Annotated in this window: 17 protein-coding genes; 5 read left to right on the top strand and 12 right to left on the bottom strand. The window is 66.3% G+C overall.

The window, feature by feature from the left end; all coding sequences use genetic code 11:
• Window positions 1-85 precede the first annotated feature (85 nt).
• Window positions 86-1,015: a UbiA prenyltransferase family protein gene (locus VI123_RS14075; protein WP_336338697.1), complete on the top strand. Its 930-nt coding sequence runs from the start codon at window positions 86-88 to the stop codon at window positions 1,013-1,015.
• Here VI123_RS14075 and VI123_RS14070 read toward each other — a convergent pair.
• From VI123_RS14070 to VI123_RS14060, 3 genes are all read right to left on the bottom strand, one after another.
• On the bottom strand, window positions 932-1,699 hold the full coding sequence (locus VI123_RS14070) for an IclR family transcriptional regulator (RefSeq protein ID WP_336338696.1): 768 nt from the start codon (window positions 1,697-1,699) through the stop codon (window positions 932-934). The genes VI123_RS14075 and VI123_RS14070 overlap by 84 nt on opposite strands.
• Before the next feature lie 150 nt (window positions 1,700-1,849).
• The gene (locus VI123_RS14065) at window positions 1,850-2,362 is read right to left on the bottom strand and encodes a gamma carbonic anhydrase family protein (protein ID WP_336338695.1); all 513 of its coding nucleotides are present in this window, start codon (window positions 2,360-2,362) and stop codon (window positions 1,850-1,852) included.
• Between the two features lie 112 nt (window positions 2,363-2,474).
• A complete protein-coding gene (locus VI123_RS14060) occupies window positions 2,475-3,074 on the bottom strand; it encodes a GNAT family N-acetyltransferase (RefSeq protein ID WP_336338694.1) in 600 nt (199 codons plus the stop codon).
• Between the two features lie 99 nt (window positions 3,075-3,173).
• Here VI123_RS14060 and VI123_RS14055 point away from each other — a divergent pair, with 99 nt between their 5' ends.
• Entirely contained in the window at window positions 3,174-3,572 is a 399-nt protein-coding gene (locus VI123_RS14055; protein ID WP_336338693.1) for a universal stress protein, read from the top strand.
• Between the two features lie 3 nt (window positions 3,573-3,575).
• On the opposite strand, the gene VI123_RS14050 is transcribed toward VI123_RS14055, so the two are convergent.
• Window positions 3,576-4,928 carry a methyl-accepting chemotaxis protein gene (locus tag VI123_RS14050; protein ID WP_336338692.1) on the bottom strand — a complete coding sequence of 451 codons (1,353 nt, stop codon included), beginning with the start codon at window positions 4,926-4,928 and terminating at the stop codon, window positions 3,576-3,578.
• A 64-nt stretch (window positions 4,929-4,992) separates the two neighbouring features.
• A complete protein-coding gene (locus VI123_RS14045; RefSeq protein ID WP_336338691.1) occupies window positions 4,993-5,436 on the bottom strand; it encodes a MaoC family dehydratase in 444 nt (147 codons plus the stop codon).
• Window positions 5,437-5,550: 114 nt separating this feature from the next.
• Here VI123_RS14045 and VI123_RS14040 point away from each other — a divergent pair, with 114 nt between their 5' ends.
• From VI123_RS14040 to VI123_RS14030, 3 genes are all read left to right on the top strand, one after another.
• Window positions 5,551-6,876, top strand: coding sequence for a CoA-binding protein (locus VI123_RS14040; protein WP_336338690.1), 1,326 nt, complete (start codon window positions 5,551-5,553; stop codon window positions 6,874-6,876).
• A 111-nt stretch (window positions 6,877-6,987) separates the two neighbouring features.
• Window positions 6,988-7,308 (top strand): hypothetical protein, encoded by a 321-nt coding sequence (locus VI123_RS14035; RefSeq protein WP_336338689.1) that lies wholly within the window; start codon window positions 6,988-6,990, stop codon window positions 7,306-7,308.
• A 132-nt stretch (window positions 7,309-7,440) separates the two neighbouring features.
• Window positions 7,441-8,676, top strand: coding sequence for an FAD-dependent monooxygenase (locus tag VI123_RS14030; RefSeq protein WP_336338688.1), 1,236 nt, complete (start codon window positions 7,441-7,443; stop codon window positions 8,674-8,676).
• A 278-nt stretch (window positions 8,677-8,954) separates the two neighbouring features.
• On the opposite strand, the gene VI123_RS14025 is transcribed toward VI123_RS14030, so the two are convergent.
• The 7 genes from VI123_RS14025 to VI123_RS13995 form a co-directional block, all read right to left on the bottom strand.
• Window positions 8,955-10,370 (bottom strand): sodium-dependent transporter, encoded by a 1,416-nt coding sequence (locus VI123_RS14025; RefSeq protein WP_336338687.1) that lies wholly within the window; start codon window positions 10,368-10,370, stop codon window positions 8,955-8,957.
• Between the two features lie 84 nt (window positions 10,371-10,454).
• A complete protein-coding gene (locus VI123_RS14020) occupies window positions 10,455-11,153 on the bottom strand; it encodes an ABC transporter ATP-binding protein (RefSeq protein WP_336338686.1) in 699 nt (232 codons plus the stop codon).
• On the bottom strand, window positions 11,153-11,959 hold the full coding sequence (locus tag VI123_RS14015; RefSeq protein WP_336338685.1) for an ABC transporter ATP-binding protein: 807 nt from the start codon (window positions 11,957-11,959) through the stop codon (window positions 11,153-11,155). The genes VI123_RS14020 and VI123_RS14015 overlap by 1 nt, the downstream gene beginning before the upstream one ends.
• Window positions 11,959-13,110, bottom strand: a complete 1,152-nt coding sequence (gene urtC / locus VI123_RS14010; protein WP_336338684.1) for an urea ABC transporter, permease protein UrtC — start codon at window positions 13,108-13,110, stop codon at window positions 11,959-11,961. Before urtC ends, VI123_RS14015 begins: the two co-directional genes overlap by 1 nt.
• On the bottom strand, window positions 13,111-14,049 hold the full coding sequence (gene urtB, locus VI123_RS14005) for an urea ABC transporter, permease protein UrtB (protein WP_336338683.1): 939 nt from the start codon (window positions 14,047-14,049) through the stop codon (window positions 13,111-13,113).
• 2 nt (window positions 14,050-14,051) lie between these two features.
• Entirely contained in the window at window positions 14,052-15,359 is a 1,308-nt protein-coding gene (locus VI123_RS14000) for an urea ABC transporter substrate-binding protein (protein ID WP_336338682.1), read from the bottom strand.
• Window positions 15,356-15,514 (bottom strand): hypothetical protein, encoded by a 159-nt coding sequence (locus VI123_RS13995; protein WP_336338681.1) that lies wholly within the window; start codon window positions 15,512-15,514, stop codon window positions 15,356-15,358. The genes VI123_RS14000 and VI123_RS13995 overlap by 4 nt, the downstream gene beginning before the upstream one ends.
• Window positions 15,515-15,922 lie beyond the last annotated feature (408 nt).

Raw genomic sequence — 15,922 nt, 5'->3', positions numbered from 1 at the left:
AATTGAACTGCAATATTAATAGTTCTGGTTACGCCGGTGTGACCGCGACAGTGTGGCTTATCCGGGTCGGCCGAGAACCCCGGGTATGTCACGACGCGTCGCCGGACTGCTCGCGCACGTCCGACCGGTGTTCATGCTCCCCGTCGTCGCCACGTCGGTCTGCGGGGCGGCCCTCGCACCGAGTGTCAGCGCCGGCATCGCGGCACAGCACGCGGGGGCCGTCGGGACGGCGCTGTTCGTCGCCCACCTGCGCGACGGGTTCGTGGACGGCCACGTCCGCGGGGAGGAGACGCCGCCGCTCTCGGTGCCGGCCTATCGGTGGGCGACGGCCGCCGCCGTCGCCGTCGCGCTCGCGCTCGCCTCGTCGCTGGCGGCTACCGCCGGGGTGCTCGCCGCCGCGTCGGTCCTGGCCCTGCTGTGTCTCGCCCTGTTGCACGCGCCGTACCTCGACAGGCACCCGGTTCCGGTCACCGTCGACTACGCGCTCGGCATCGCCGTCACGCTGTGTGGCGGGTTCGCCGCGCAGGCCGGCGGGCTGACCTGGGGCGTGCTCGCAGTCGCCGCCGGCGTCGCGGCACTGCTGTCCGGCATCAAGGTCGGCCTCGACCGCCTCGACGCCGACTTCGACGCGTCGGTCGGGAAACGCACCGTCCCCGTCGTCGCCAGTGAAGGCGGAGCCACGTGGGTCGCGGTCGGCTGTTTCGCCGCCGCAGCGCTGGTGGTCGTCGGGGCCATCGCCGGACGCGTCCTCCCCCGTCTCGCGGCGCTGGCGCTTCTCCCGGTCGCCGGCTGTGCCGTCGTGACGCCCGCCGTGGCCCCGCGCTGGGCCGTCAGAGTACAGATGGCGCTCAGTTACGCGTTCGTCGGCGTCCTGTTCGTCGCGCTCTGTGGCGGAGACTGTCGCGGGTGGCGGCTGGTGGGCCGCCTGGCCTCAACGGTAGGCCAGGTTCAGCTCTATCTCGTCGGTCGCGGCCCGGAGCTGGTCGAGCACTTCCCCCTCACAGCGCTCCTGTGAGAGCCGGTGGGCGGGGCCGGCGATACTCAGCGCGCCCTGTATCTCCCCGCCGAACATCAGCGGGATGCCGATGGCGTGGACGCCCTTGAGGTCCTCGCTGCGGTTGAGGGCGTAGCCCTGCTCGCGTATCTGTTCGAGTTCCTCGAACAGTGCCTCCCGCGTGGTGATGGTGTTCTCCGTCCGGGCGGGGAGGCCGTGCTCGTCGACTACGGCGTGAATCTCCGCCTCGGGCAGATGTGCGAGGATTGCCTTCCCGCCGGAGTTGCAGTGCATGTACGCCCACGTCCCGAGGATGGTGTTGATGTCGATGTCGTTCTGCCCGCCCCGACCGTAGACGTACATGGCCTTGCCGTTCTCGTGGGTGATGAGCCACGCCATCTCGCCGGTGGCCTTCTCCAGTTCGTCGACGGCCTGCATCCCGGACCGGAAGATGCCCAGTTGCCCCCTGACGTACTGCCCGTAGTCGAAAAACGTCAGCCCGAGGTGGTACTCCGACCCGCGCTTGACGACGAAGCCGTGGTCGCGCATCGTCGTCAGGTGGCCGTGAACGGTGCTTTTGGCGATGTCCAGCCGTTCCGCCAGCTCCGTCACGCCGGCACCGTCTGACTCCCGGAGGCATTCGATGAGGGCGAACAGCGTCTCGTCCGATTTGATTCTGTTTCCGCTTTTCGAGTGCTGGCCCATACACTGTGCAAGCGATACTGCATAATTAAGCATTGTGGACGAGGTGACAACACGGCGGGACTCGAACTGTTCGACAGCATCGAATCGGCCACAATCGTTCACTACAGATTTTCGTAACACATGTACCATTGTTATTCCACGGCAGTCGCCTCAGTCGTCGTCGGTCGCGTCGGCCGGGGTGTCGCGGTACGTGGCCGCGAGTTCCACGTAGTTCTCGTGAGTGTCGCTGATTTGTTCGACCTGCGCGTCGCTGAGCGGCCGCGTCTCCGCGGGGACGCCGTAGGCCATGTGACCCTCGGGAACGCGTTGCCCCTGCCGAACGACGGCGTTGGCCGCCACGATGCAGTTCGACTCGACCGTCGCACCGCCCATCACCGCGCTGCCCATGCCGACCAGCGAGTGGCTGTGGACATCGGCGTAATCGACGACCGCGCCGTGGCCGACCGTCACCTCGTCGCCGAGGGTCGCCCCGTGGAGCATGGCGAACTCCTGGACGTTCGTCTCGCTGCCGACGGTGACCGGCCCGTGGTCGCCCCGCAGACAGACGAACGGCCAGAGGCTCGCCCGCGTGTCGACCGTGACGTCACCGACGACGTACGCCATCTCCGAGACGAATGCCTCTTCCGCGACCTGTGGGGTTCCGTGTGGGGTTGCCCGTTGCATACGAATGCAACCGCGGCCCGGGAACTAAAACGTGGGTGGCCGGACGCCGCGAAGCTGTTCGCTCTCATCGAACAGGTCCGCGCTACAAACGGCTCTCCCAGACCGGACGCGCTCAGTCGCCTCGCTCCGCCGGCGGGCGCTGGACGCGGTTCACCACTGGGTCCGACAGGGAGAGGCGCATTTCCAGTTCGCCCCGCATCTGTTCGACGACATCGAACCCGAGGTTGTCGTACACCGTCACCGCCGGGTCGTTGTCGGCGGCGACGGTCAGCGTGAGCGCGTCGTGCCCGCTGTCGGCCGCGTGAGCGACGAGGTGGCGGAGCAGTTCCGACCCGATACCCCGACCCCGGGCGTCGCCGGCGACGAACACGACCAGATGTGGCTCGGCGTCGTCCGCAGGCGTCACGCCGGCGTGGCCGACGATTGATGCGTCCAGCTCCACGACGAGGCTCCAGCCGTCGTCGATGAACCGGCCGAGCCAGTCCCTGAGCCGGGACTCGGTGGTGGGTGGCAACCCCATCGTCCTGTCCGCCGGGTCGAGAGCGAGGTACATCTCGACGAGTGCCTCGGTGTCGGCGGCGCTGTGTGGCCGCACGATGCCCTGGACGGACTCGCGGTCGCTGAACCGCGGACACCGCGGGGGACAGAGGGGGGTCCCGGCACACTCGCTGTTGTCCCACCCGTGACAGGCCCACTCGCGTTCCTGGTCCATGAGAACACACAGTATTCCCAGACAGTTAATAGGTACCGCGAACGTCACCGGGTGAGAACACACAGAGGATATAACAAGCCCTGCCGTGAATGGTGGGGTATGGTACGGTTGCTACTCGCGCTCGACGACGACCTGGCACAGGCACGCGCACAGATAACCGCCGTCGAAAACATGGTCGAGACGGCCGACGGGGCCGAGGCGTATCTGCTCCACGTGTTCGACGACAACCCCGAAGGCGCGTCGGTCAAGCAGGTCGAAGCGGTCAGGGAGACCAAAGACCGGCTGGAGGCGGCCGGCGTGACGGTCGAACTCCTCGAATCCAGCGGGGACCCCGCAGGCGAGATTCTCAGGTACGCGGAGGAGTACGACGTCGACCAGATATGCGTCGGCGGCCGCAAGCGGACCCCCGCGGGCAAGGCCCTGTTCGGCAGCGTCACACAGGACGTGATTCTCGGGACCCACTGCCCGGTACTGGTCTGTGGGAGCGAAGACGAGTGAGCCTCAGCGGGCGTCGATAGCCTCGTCCAGGTTGTGCTCCAGCGATTCGACGCTCTCCCGTATCTGAGCCAGCTGCGTCGTCTGGCGCTGGTTCGCGGCCGCCAGTTCGGCCACCTCGTCGGCCACCCGTTCGACGCCCTCGACCGTCGTATCCAGCAGAGCCGCCATCTCCTCGGCGCTTTTCGACTGGTCGTCGGTCGCGTCGGCTATCTGCGTCAGCTGGGTCGAGATGTCGGTGATGGACTCCTGGATGCGCTGTTGGTTCCCGTTTACCGCCCGAATCTCCGACTCGATGTCCGCGACCATCTCCGCCGTCGCTGCCACGCTGTCGACGGTCTCGGCCGCGATTTCCGAGACCGAGTCTATCAGCCGCTCGATTCGGTCGGCCTCCGCCTGGGACTCGCCGGCAAGGTTCTTGACCTCCTCGGCGACGACGGCGAACCCCTCGCCGGCCTCGCCGGCCCGGGCGGCTTCGATAGAGGCGTTGAGCGCCAGCATGTTTATCTGCTCGGCCAGGTCGTCGATTGTCGCGACCACGTCGTCTATCTCCTCGATACGGTCGGCCAGTTCGGTCGCGTCGCCGGCCATCCGCTCGCTCGCGTCCGTGACGGCCTCGACGGTGTCGAGGAGGTCGCGAGTCGCACCCTCCGACTCCTCGGCCAGGGCCTCCGTCTCGTCGCTCTGGGCGCTGATGGTCTCGACGCTCGATGCGACCTCCTCGGTGGCCGCGCTCAGCGTCTGTATCTCCTGGTCGACGTCGCCGACGTTGCCGGCCTCCGCCTCGGCGATGTCGGCGATTTCCTCCGCGTTGTCGGTCACCTGCTCGGCCGCCGATTCGAGGTCCGCGACGGCGGTCTCTATCTCCTCGCTGACCTTCTGCTGGACCTGCTCCATCGACCGGCGCTGTTCGACGAGGTCGGTGACGCGGCTGACGTACTCGAAGGACCCGACGACGTCCCCGTCCGGCGCGACGAGCGGGACCCCGGTCGCGCGGACGTGCCACTCCGTCCCGTCGTCGTGCGTGCCCGACCGGACATCGGCCTCCCTGACGGTCTCGCCCGTGCGTGCGACTTCCTCCGCCAGCGTCTCCGTCACTGCCTCGGTCCCGACGACCTCGTGGGCCGGCCGGCCGAGCGCCGTCTCCGGGTCGACGCCGATGAACGCCGCCTGCTCCTCGTTCCAGTGAGTCAGGCGACCGCCGTCGTCGACGACGATGACAGGTTCGGGAAACAGCGCGACGAGCTGGTCGAAGAGGTGCCGCCAGTGGTCGCGCTCCGCGCGGAGTCGTTCGGTCTCGTCGCGTGGCTCGCCCGGCTCCGGGGCCAGCGACGCCGTCTCTGAGGTGGGTCCGGACATATCTGGAGAGAAGGTTATTCAACCGTCTTAAACCGTTGCATACAGGTAACGCTGACGACTGCCGTTACTCCGCTGGAGCGCGCCGGACCATGGCCGTGGCCTCGTAGGAGATGACCAGTTCGTCGTCCTGGTTCCGCCCCTCGTGGCGGGTGGTGACGAACCCGCGGCCCGGGTCGCTCTCGGAGGGGCGCTTGTCGATGACTTCGTTGCGCAGTCGGAGCGTCTCGCCCGGCCGGAGGGGCTGGTGCCACCGGAGGTTGTCGACGCCGACGCCCACCTGGGCCGCCGTGTCCTCGCTGCTCTGGACGTGGAGGCGCATGCAGATGGCGGCGGTCTGCCACCCCGAGGCGACCAGCCCGCCGAACACGGAGTCCTCGGCGGCGTCCTCGTCGATGTGGAACGGCTGTGGGTCGTACTTCTCACCGAAGGTCGTAATCTCGGATTTCGAAACGGTGTATTCCTCGGAGTGTCGAACGTCCCCGACCGAAATATCGTCGTAGAATCGCATACAGGACCGCAAGCGGCGGATAGATAAAAACCCGACGTGGTGTGGACGGCACGAGGCCCCGCGGCTGACCCCGATATTCGAAAATTATATTCAGGGCTCACGTGAAGGACAGTCGTGAGCCTGACAGACCTGTTCGACCCTGACAGTATCGCAGTCATCGGTGCCTCGAAGACGCCGGGGAAGCTCGGCAACGACGCGATGGCGAACGCGAAGGAGTTCGACGGGCCGGTGTACCCGGTCAACCCCTCGGGGGAGGGGTCGGTCTACGGCTACGAGTTCGTCGACTCCGTGGCGACCACCGACGCCGACCTCGCGCTGTGCTGTGTCCCCGCGCCCGCGACTCCCGACGTCATCGAGGACTGCGGCGAGGCCGGCGTCGGCGGTGCCGTCGTCTTCGCCGGCGGCTTCGCCGAATCCGGGGCACAGGGCGAACAGCTCCAGGAGCGGATACGCGAGACGGCGGCGGAGTACGACATCGCCATTCTCGGGCCGAACACGGCCGGCCACATCATCCCGCACCGCTCCGTGTTCAGCTCCTTCGTGCCGGGGTTCGACGAGATAGAGACGGGCGACGTGGCGGTCGTCGCACAGAGCGGTGGCGTGGGGGTGACCGCCACGTTCCAGCTGGACAGGGAAGGGTACGGGACCGCGGGGATGTACGGGCTCGGGAACCGCGTCAACACGGACTTCGGCGACGTCATCCCGGCCGTCGACGACGACCCGGAGACCGGCGCGATGGCGCTGCACATCGAGGGCACCGAGGAGTTCGACGCGGCCGTGCAGGCCATCGACGAGGCGAGCACTCCCGTGGTCGCGCTGAAGTCCGGGAACCGGGCCGAGGAGTTCGTCCAGTCACACACCGGCGCGCCGGTGCAGTCGGGCGAACGATACGAACAGGCGCTTACCGACGCGGGGGCCGTCACGGCAGATTCGCTGACCGAACTGCTCGACGCGAGCCGGGCCCTGGCGACGTGTCCCGAGGCGAGCGGTCCCAACGTCGGGCTCGTCACAGCACAGGCCGGCCCGGGCATCATGATGGCCGACTACCTCAAAGACCGGAACGTGAACTTCCCTGAGCTGAGCGCGGAGACCCGCGAGCGGCTCGACGACCTCCTGCTCGGGTTCACGTACGACCAGAACCCGATAGACACGGGCCGTCCGATGCCGGAGTTCGGCGAGGTCGTCGACGCCGTCGGGCGCGACGAGAACGTCGACATCGTCCTCGTCTACGAGATATTCGAGCACTCGCTGGGCTACCCGGTCGAGGAACTCGAAGGGCTCACGAACGAGGTGGACAAGCCGGTCGTGTTCACCGTCGCCGGCCCCAGCGAGGCGCTGGCCGAGGACCGACAGCGGATGGAGGACAGCGGGATTGCGACGTTCGACACGCCCGAGCGCGGCGCGTACGCCGCGTCCGTCCTGGCCGAAACCTCACGCTGAGACGCCGTCTGCCCGGCCACGCGCGGGAGTGATACCGAGCGACGTTCCGAAGGACCCGGCCCTACGCCGGCTACCAGAAACGTTTACAAGGTATTAGTCATCATTGTCTGTATGGTTCAGACAAGCGACCTGGCAGAAGCGGCTGCCGAGGCAGAGGACCTCCCGCACCCGCGCGACATCGTCGGCGAGCACGAGGAGATTCCGATTACGGACATCTTCGACGAGGCGTTCATGCGGGAGTTCACCGACTTCGCGTCTTTCGACGAGATGGTCGCGGCCAGCCCGTCCGAGGCCGAGTCGGCGGCCGAACTCGAACTGGTGCCCGACGGGACGTGGGACGAGTTTGTCGCCGAGACGACGGCGTTCGGGGACGAGGAGGAGATGGTGTTCGCCGCCCGCGACCACTGGGTCGAGACGCAACTGGGCCTGTAAGGCGAATCCGCGAGCGCGCTCGGTCGGTCGTAGTTGCATCAATATCCGGTCGTAGCGGGTCCGAGACGCCGATTTTCCGGGACACAACCACAATAATTATGATGGTCGTGTCGTAACCACAGAGTAGACACCATGAGCACTACTGACGCGGAACGACCAGTGCTGATTGCGGGTGCGGGGCCGGTCGGGATGACGACTGCGCTCGCGCTGAACGCACGGGGCGTCCCCGCGACGATTCTTGAAGCCGAGTCGGCGGACCGCGACCGGTCGGGGAGTCGAGCGATTTACGTTCACGGCTCGACGCTGCACACGCTGGAGCGCGCCCATCCGGGGCTCGGCGAGGACCTCGTGGAGGACGGCCTGGTCTGGCCGACCCGGCGGACCTGCTGGCGGGGCAAGGAAGTGTTCAGCCGGACCTACGACAACCCCGGCGGCGACGGGAAGTTCCCCCACTTCACCAGTATCCCGCAGGCCCGGACGGAGGAGTACATGCACGAGGCCATCGACGAGGCCGGCATCGACATCCACTGGGACTGCGCGGTGGAGACAGTCGAGTCCGGTCCCGACGGCGTCACCGTCGAAACGTCGGACGGCCGCGAGTGGGAGACGCCGTACCTCGTCGGAGCAGACGGCGGCGGCTCGACGGTCCGGGACGAAATCGGGGCCGAGTTCGAGGGCGACCAGTCGGAGAACTCCTTTATCATCGCCGACGTCGACGAAATCGACGACGAGGACGAGCAGTGGCCCCTCGAACGGCTGTTCCACTACGACGACCCCCGAGCCGGCGGGCGCAACGTCATGCTGGTCCCGTTCACCGGCGGCTGGCGGCTCGACATCCAGTGCATCGACGACGACGACCCGGACGAACTGGTTACCGACGAGAAGATGCAGGAGTTCGTCTCGGAGATAATGGGCGAGCAGTACGCCGACAACGTCTCCTGGGTGTCCAGCTACAAGTTCCTGCAGGTCATGGCCGACACCTTCGTCGACGACCACCGGCGCGTGCTGCTGGCTGGCGAGGCCGCCCACCTGCTCGCGCCGTTCGGTGCCCGCGGGATGAACTCGGGCGTCGCCGACGCCGACGAGGCGGCGTCGGCCATCACCGTGGCGTACCACGCACAGCATGACGCCGTCGCGCGCGACGAAGTCGAACTCTACGCGGCCCGCCGGGAGCGCGCCGCCGAGTACAACCTCGAAGCCGCCGGGACGGCCCTCGAATATCTCCAGGGCGAGAACCCCGCGACGGTCCTGCGGAAGGAGGCGGCCGCGTCGCTCGCGGACTACTTCGAACCGGCGGGGGAGTACCTCGACGACGCCCCGTACGGCCCACACGACGCACCCCCAATCGTCACGACGGGCAACTACTGAGACCGTTCGCTGCCGTGGGCATCACCATCGCGCTGTTTTGCCGGAGTTCGGTCCGAGACGACAGTGCTGCGTATCGACAGGCGTACCTCTAGGTTCTGAATTCAATTCTCGGTATATGTTTTTAAATTCTTGGTTTTTAAACCATATATGGATCTTCTCGGACTATCTGTGCCCGAAATGTACATATTTTCACCATTCATCACCCGCCCACGGCTACTGAACCGCAATATCGACGTATATAGGGTGAGAAATCCAGGGTTGAGATTCGGCAAGGGGGACTAATACGAACTCAGCCGCTCGCTCACGCGTCCGTTCCTGACCGCGAGAGCCAGGGCGACGGTCCCGACGACGGCGATGAGCGCCCGGCCGCCCAGCCCCAGGGACATCCCGGCGAGCGACGCGAGCGTGTTCGTCAGCAGGAAGAGGACGACGACGGGCAGCACCCAGCCGACCGTCAGGAGCCACGGCTCGGCCAGCCACTCGAAGCGGTCGGTTCCAGCGCGGAACTCGGCGAGCGCCTCCCCGCGAAGCAGCCAGCCCACGATGACGGTGAACGCGAACAGCCCGACCGTCAGCAGGAGGTCCGCGAGCGTGCCGGAGACGAACTGGAAGACCGAACTCGTGAGTGCCAGCCCGCTCCCGGTGGCCCCGAGCAGAACCGTGACCAGCACCGTTGCCCAGCGTCGCTGGACGCCGAAGCTGTCCACGAGGGTGGCGACCGGCGTCTCGAGCAGGCTGATGCCGCTGGTGACCGCAGCCAGCAGGACGGTCAGGAAAAACGCCGTGGCGACGAGTTCACCGCCCGGCAGCGCCGCAAACGCCGTCGCGAGCGCGACGAACAGCGCGCCGGGGCCGCCCTGCCCGGGGTCGACGCCCTGCGAGAACAGCAGCGGGATGACCACCAAGCCGGCGAGGACGCCGATGACGGTGTTCGAAACCGCGATGACGAGTGTGTCCCGCGGGAGCGAGGCGTCGTCGTCGAGATAGGAGGCGTAGGTCAGCATCACCCCAGCGCCGAGCGAGAGCGTGAACAGCGCCTGACCCGCCGCCGGGCCGATGACGCGCAGGAAGTTGGCGGCGAGGTAGTCGGCGTCGAACCCGAGGTAGAACGCGTAGCCGGCGGCCGTCCCCGGCTGGGTGGCCGTCCACACCGCGAGTCCGAGCAGAATTACCACGACGCCCGGGAGCATCACCTTCGAGACGCGTTCGATGCCGCGGCTCACGCCGAAGAAGACGATGCCGGCGACGATGCCGAGAAACAGCAGGTGGAAGGCGACCGCCCCGAAGCCGAAGCTGACGGCCCCGAAGTACTGCTGTGGCTGGCCGAAGTACACACCGACCGGCGAGACCAGCGTGTACCGGAGTATCCAGCCGCCGACGACGGAGTAAAACGAGAGGATGACGAGGGTCGTGAGGACGTTGAACGCGCCCAGCCAGCCCCCCCATCGGGAGCCGGTGAGCGAGCGAAGCGCCGCGGTCGGCGTCTGCCGGCCACAGCGTCCGAGGACGAACTCGGCGAGCAGTCCCGGGACGCCGATGCCGACGACGACGAGCAGGTAGACGACGAGAAACGCGCTCCCGCCGTTCCCGGCGGTCAGCCACGGGAACCGCCAGATGTTTCCGAGGCCCGCCGCGCCGCCGACGGCGGCCAGCACGAAGCCGAGGTTCGATATCCACGTGTCACGGTTGGCCATTCGTGTACGGGTCTGTTCAGTGGCTACTCAAGACTGTGTTGGTTCGATTGCTTGCGCTCGATAATGAAGGAACCGGGCGGTCCGTCAGACCGCGAGGTACTCCGCGATGGCGTCCTCGTCGGCGATGGTCGACGGCCCGAGTTCGTCGACGACCGTGCCACGCTCCATCGCGTAACAGCGGTCGGCCATCTCGCGGATGACCCCGAGGTTCTGCTCGACGAACAGAATCGTCGTCCCGAGGTCGTCGTTTATCGCCTGCATGTCCCGGCTTATCTGGTCGACGATGGAGGGCTGGATGCCCTCGCTGGGCTCGTCGAGCAGGAGCAGGTCGGGGTTCGAGACCAGCGCCCGCCCGATTGCGAGCATCTGCTGTTGCCCGCCCGAGAGCGTGCCGGCCTCCTGGCTCGCCCGCTCCTGGAGGACCGGGAAGTAGTCGTATATCTGGTCGTACAGCGTCTCGTCGCTGTCGGCCCGGATGGTCTCGCCCATCCTGATGTTCTGCTCGACGGTCAGTTTCGGGAACACGTCCCGGCCCTGCGGGATGTAGCCGATGCCGGCCCGGGCGCGCTCGTCGGCGCTCGCGTGAGTCACGTCGGTGCCGTCGTAGGTGATAGTGCCCTCGCTGGGCGCTAACAGCCCCATCACCGTCTTCAGGAGCGTCGTCTTGCCGACGCCGTTTTTCCCCATCACGCCGACGATTTCCCCCTCCTCGACGGAGAGGTCGACCTCTCTGAGTATCGGCGTCGTGTCGTAGGCCGCAGTGACACCGTCCAGGGCGAGCATCACGACTCACCCCCCAGGTAGATGCGCTTGACATCGGGGTCCGATTCGATGTCCTCTATCGGGCCCTCGCGGAACACCTCGCCGTTGTGGAGCACGGTCACCTCGTCGGCGATGCTGGCGACGAAGTCGGTGTCGTGCTCGATGACGACGAAGGCGATACCCTGCTCCTCGTTGAGCCGCGTGATGCGCTCGGCGATGGCCTCGCGTTCGGCCACGTCGAGGCCGGCGACTGGCTCGTCCAGGAGGAGGAGGTCGGGTTCGAGCGCGGCGGCCATCCCGATTTCGAGTTGCTGTTGCTGGCCGTGCGAGAGCTGGCCGGCCTTGACATCCTCGTAGCCGGTGAGGCCCGCGTCCTCGATGGCCTTGGCGACCAGTCGCCGCCGCTCCTCCCCGTCGGCGAACTGCTGGACGGGGAGCCTGACGTTCTCCCTGACGCTCAGGTCGCCGTACACCGACGGCACCTGGAACTTCATGCTGATGCCGCGTGACACCCGCTCGTGTGGTTCGAGGTCGGTGATGTCGTGGCCGTTGTAGTAGATGCTCCCGTCGGTCACGTCGTAGGTCCCCGTAATCAGGTTCAACAGCGTCGACTTGCCGGCCCCGTTCGGGCCGATGAGACAGCGCAGTTCCCCCTCGGCGACCGAGAAGTCGACGTCGTCGGTGGCGGTGAACCCGCCGAACTGCTTGACGAGGCCGTCGGTCTGTAGCAGCGTCTCCGTTCTGTCACCCGTCGCCAGTTCCGCGGCGGTCTGTCGGACGTTCGGTCCGAGCGATTCGACGTCGGCCTCAGTTTCGGTATCACTCATTAGTCACTCACCTCAGGTGCGTCCGGGACATCCGGCCCGTTGGAGTCGCCGGGGCCGACCCGGGCCTTGACGATTCGCTGGTGGACCCACGGGACGAACCCGCCCGGGAGCACCAGAATCGTCACGAGCAGCAGGGCCCCCAGCAGGACCAGCGCCAGCTCCCCGGCCATCGAGATGCGGAGGTACTCGACGGCGAGCGTGGCGACGATGGCCCCGAGCAAGCTCTTTCGGCCGCCGATACTGACCCAGATGACCGGCAGCGTCGCGAACAGCAGCGAGAACACGGTCGGGTCGATGTAGACGTTCCGTGCGGCGTAGAGGACGCCGGACAGGCCCGCCAGCGCGCCCCCGAGCGTGAACACGACGAGTTTGACGCGGGTCACGTTGTAGCCGAACATCTCGGTGCGGTCTTCGTCCTCGCGGACGGCGACCATCACGCGGCCGTAGTCGGAGTTGACCAGGGCGCGCAGCCCGAGGTACGCGCCGACCAACAACACCAGCACGAGGTAGTAGAACGGGCTGATTTCGACCGCGCCGATGCCGATTATCCGCATCGGGAACGGGTTGTAGATGAACTGGTAGGACGCGCCGCCGACGCCGAGGGTCAGGAGCGGGATGTCCGGCATCCCGTTGAACCCGCCCAGCGCCGCCTCGCCGATGGCCCACTCGGAGCCGGCGGTCTGGGCCATGAACGTGTGGAGTACGATGGTCGAGACGAGCGTGATGATGGTCACGTAGACGTCACGCACCCCGCCGTAGAACATGAAGTAGCCCAGTATCGCCGCGCTGACGCCGCCGCCGACGATGCCGGCGACGACGGCCCCGGTGATGCCGCCCGGGGTGGCGAAGTTGATGGAGACGACCCCGAAGGTGTAGGCCCCGATGCCGAAGAAGACGACCTGGCCGAAGCTCAGCACGCCCGAGTAGCCCCAGACGACCGACAGCGAGAGGCCGAGCAGGGCAAGCACCATGAACAGGGACAGCTGGGACCCGTCGCCGAACAGCGGGTAGACGGCGAGCGCCGCGACGGCGACGAGGAAGCCGACCCAGAACCCGCGCGACTCCCCGATAGTGTTTGGCCCCTCGAACCGACTGCGGAGCCGACCCGGGAGCGACCTGTTCGCCTCGCCGTTTGCACTATCTGTGGACATTTATTCGCTCTCCTGTCTGCGCTTCTGTAGCTGTTCGATGAACCCGGTGATGCCGTCGGGGAGGAACCGGAGGGCGACGAGCGCGGCCACGAGCAGCGCGATGCGGCCGATGAACGTCCCGTAGAGGTTCGAGAACACGGCCAGAATCGCTCCGAGGACGCCTCCCGAGAGTGCAGTCCCGAGGACGACGCTCGGGCCGCCGACCACGACGGCGACGAACGACTCGACGAGGAACTGGTCGCCCAGCGTCGGCCGCATCGTGATGACCGGCGCGAACAGCGCGCCCGTCAGCCCGGCCAGTGCCGATCCGATGCCGAACGTCAGCATGTACATGCGTTCGGTGTTGACGCCCATCGCCTGTGCCGTCTCCTTGTCCTGTATCGTCGCCCGGGCGCGCATCCCGAAGTCGGTCCGGGTGAACAGATAGTAGGTGGCGAGGAGCAGCCCGATGCTGACGCCGGCGAGGACGATTCGGTACGTCGAGTACGAGAACGCGCCGTACTCGATGGGGCCAAAGGGCGTCGAGAGCCCGTCGATGGAGTTGCCGTAGGCGATGCGGGTGCCCTGGGTCAGTATCAGGCTGAGCCCGAACGTGGCGACCATCGAGTCGGCCAGCCGGTCGTACAGCGGCTCGATGATGTCCCGGCCCAGCGTCCGCTGGCTGACCCAGTTGGGCCACGCCCCGGAGATGATGACCCGCTCGGTCAGAATCCCGAACAGGCCGGTGACCAGGCCGCCGACGACCATCGCCACGACGAGCGGGAGGCCCAGTTGCGTCACCGAAAGCGTCGCGGTGTAGGCCCCGATGAGGATGAACTCCCCGTGTGCCAGATTGATGACGCCCATGATGCCGAAGATGATGGCCAACCCCGCCGCGGCGAGCACGATGAACGCAAAGCTATCGAGGAACTGTAACGCGAGGTTGATGCCGTTTACCATCCCTACTCGGCCTCCTCGTAGTAGTCGACCGGGGTGTACTGGGTCTGCTCCGGGTTCTCGGGGAGGTTACAGCCGACCGTCTCCGAGAGGAACGTCTCGGGTATCTGTCGGTTCTCGACGGCCTCGATGTTGTGCTCGTCGTCGGCGCGCATAATCCACATGTGGTGGTCGACGTGGTGGGTCGCGCCGTCGAGACGTATCGTCTCGCCTTCGGGCGCTTCGGGTGCCTCCTCGGTGCCGAGTTCGATGCCCGACTCTAGGGCGTCGATGACTTCCGGCTGTTCGGTGGTCCCGGCCTGCTCGACGGCCTGCTTGTACATGTACGTCGAGAAGTAGTTGGTCTCGGCCTCCTCGTTGAGGTAGGGCGCGTCCGGGTACATCTCGTAGTAGCGGTCGACGAAGCCGCCGTCGCGGGTGTTGCTGTCGGTCGGGACTTCCTCCATGTAGTTGACGCCCGCGTAGATGTTGGCCATCGCGGGTGGGTCAAGCCGGCGGTGCTCGTACCCCTGTGCCATCGCCGTCGAGGTGCCGATGGGGACGTCGAGGCCGGCCGAGGCCTTCTGCTCGTAGAACGACGTGTGGTTCGCGCCCACGAGCATGGACATGACGAAGTCGGGGTCCTGCTCCTGAATCCGGTTGATGGTCGACCCGAAGGAGGACTCGCTCAGCGGGATGAATTCCTCGCCGAGGACGTTCGCGTCGTTCTCGTTCGCCAGCACCTTCACCCAGTCCGCGGAGAGCTGGCCGAAGTTGTAGTCGGCCGCGATGGTGTAGATGTCCGGGCCGAACTCCTCGACCAGGTACGGGAGGACGATGCCGAGTTGCTGGCGGGCGGTCGGGCCGACAGCGAAGGTGAACTCGTCGCAGACGCCGCCCTCGTACTGGGTGGTGTAGAAGTACAGCTGTTCGTTGCGGTCGATAATCGGGCGGATGGCCTCCCGGGTCGCCGAGGAGTAGCCGGCCCACAGCGCGTCGACGTTCTCCTCGTTTATCGCTGTCCGGGTGAGCTCCTGGTAGCGCTGATTGTCAGACTGTGGGTCGCGCTGGAACGTCTCTATCTGCATCCCGTCGATACCGCCGTTGGCGTTGATTTCCTCGATAGCGAGCATCGACGCCTTGGCCTTGGGGTCGCCGACGAGGGCGAAGTTGCCGGACTGGTCCTCCAGCACGCCGATTTTGAGGGTGTCGGCGCTGCTCGCGGTGTCGGTCGAGGTCCCGCCTTCGCCGGCGGAACAGCCGGCGAGGCCGGCGACGAGCGCGGCCCCGCTCGCGCCGAGGAACTGTCGGCGGCTGACGGAGGACCGGGTCATGCTACCACCACCGGCTCTAGTTCAGCGTTGCCACCGTTTTCGCCAGCATCGTTGGCCATCTCTCGTTCTTTACTCATGATATCCGAACGTTCGTCCATGATTTCGCTCACAGTGTTGCCGTCCGGGAGGTAGTAAATAAGGTTTACCACTCTCATCTTATATTGTCCTCCATACAGTCTGGAGAGTATAAGGTCATCAAAGGATATGACGAATAGGCATCGAAACCACTAGGATTTCCGCCGGAATTTGAACTTTTCAGCAATTTCGCGGTGCCGGCGGTCAATGGGACAAAACGGCGAAACGGACGGCGTCTTTCAGATACTTTGACGTGTCCGAAAACTGTCAGAGGAAACCGGTCACTGAGCCCGCGAATCGCCCGCTATATGCTCGCCCGCGCCGGAAGCACCGTCAGTCGCCGTGACCGACGGCGGACTGGACGTAGGTCGCGTTTCCCCCGCGAAGGCAGACAATCCCGCAGCCGGGCCCCTTCATTTACCTCCGAAACTTTAGCATTTAATCCGTCGCTGGATGTAGAGGCGTCACTTGCGCAGAGAGCAACCATT

It is taken from the genome of Haloarcula sp. DT43 (assembly GCF_037078405.1).
Classification (GTDB): Archaea; Halobacteriota; Halobacteria; order Halobacteriales; family Haloarculaceae; genus Haloarcula; species Haloarcula brevis.
Note: the sequence above shows the minus strand (reverse complement) of the source record. Positions and strands in the feature narration are given on the sequence as shown.

Bases quoted from the DNA above. Each gene is read 5' to 3' on its own strand.
- VI123_RS13995 (WP_336338681.1), bottom strand. From the start codon at position 15,514: ATGAGAGTGGTAAACCTTATTTACTACCTCCCGGACGGCAACACTGTG.
- VI123_RS14015 (WP_336338685.1), bottom strand. From the start codon at position 11,959: ATGAGTGATACCGAAACTGAGGCCGACGTCGAATCGCTCGGACCGAAC.
- VI123_RS14070 (WP_336338696.1), bottom strand. From the start codon at position 1,699: ATGGGCCAGCACTCGAAAAGCGGAAACAGAATCAAATCGGACGAGACG.
- VI123_RS14055 (WP_336338693.1), top strand. From the start codon at position 3,174: ATGGTACGGTTGCTACTCGCGCTCGACGACGACCTGGCACAGGCACGC.
- VI123_RS14030 (WP_336338688.1), top strand. From the start codon at position 7,441: ATGAGCACTACTGACGCGGAACGACCAGTGCTGATTGCGGGTGCGGGG.
- urtB (WP_336338683.1), bottom strand. From the start codon at position 14,049: ATGGTAAACGGCATCAACCTCGCGTTACAGTTCCTCGATAGCTTTGCG.
- VI123_RS14020 (WP_336338686.1), bottom strand. From the start codon at position 11,153: ATGCTCGCCCTGGACGGTGTCACTGCGGCCTACGACACGACGCCGATA.
- VI123_RS14025 (WP_336338687.1), bottom strand. From the start codon at position 10,370: ATGGCCAACCGTGACACGTGGATATCGAACCTCGGCTTCGTGCTGGCC.
- VI123_RS14050 (WP_336338692.1), bottom strand. From the start codon at position 4,928: ATGTCCGGACCCACCTCAGAGACGGCGTCGCTGGCCCCGGAGCCGGGC.
- VI123_RS14000 (WP_336338682.1), bottom strand. From the start codon at position 15,359: ATGACCCGGTCCTCCGTCAGCCGCCGACAGTTCCTCGGCGCGAGCGGG.
- VI123_RS14045 (WP_336338691.1), bottom strand. From the start codon at position 5,436: ATGCGATTCTACGACGATATTTCGGTCGGGGACGTTCGACACTCCGAG.
- VI123_RS14060 (WP_336338694.1), bottom strand. From the start codon at position 3,074: ATGGACCAGGAACGCGAGTGGGCCTGTCACGGGTGGGACAACAGCGAG.
- urtC (WP_336338684.1), bottom strand. From the start codon at position 13,110: ATGTCCACAGATAGTGCAAACGGCGAGGCGAACAGGTCGCTCCCGGGT.
- VI123_RS14075 (WP_336338697.1), top strand. From the start codon at position 86: ATGTCACGACGCGTCGCCGGACTGCTCGCGCACGTCCGACCGGTGTTC.
- VI123_RS14035 (WP_336338689.1), top strand. From the start codon at position 6,988: ATGGTTCAGACAAGCGACCTGGCAGAAGCGGCTGCCGAGGCAGAGGAC.
- VI123_RS14065 (WP_336338695.1), bottom strand. From the start codon at position 2,362: ATGCAACGGGCAACCCCACACGGAACCCCACAGGTCGCGGAAGAGGCA.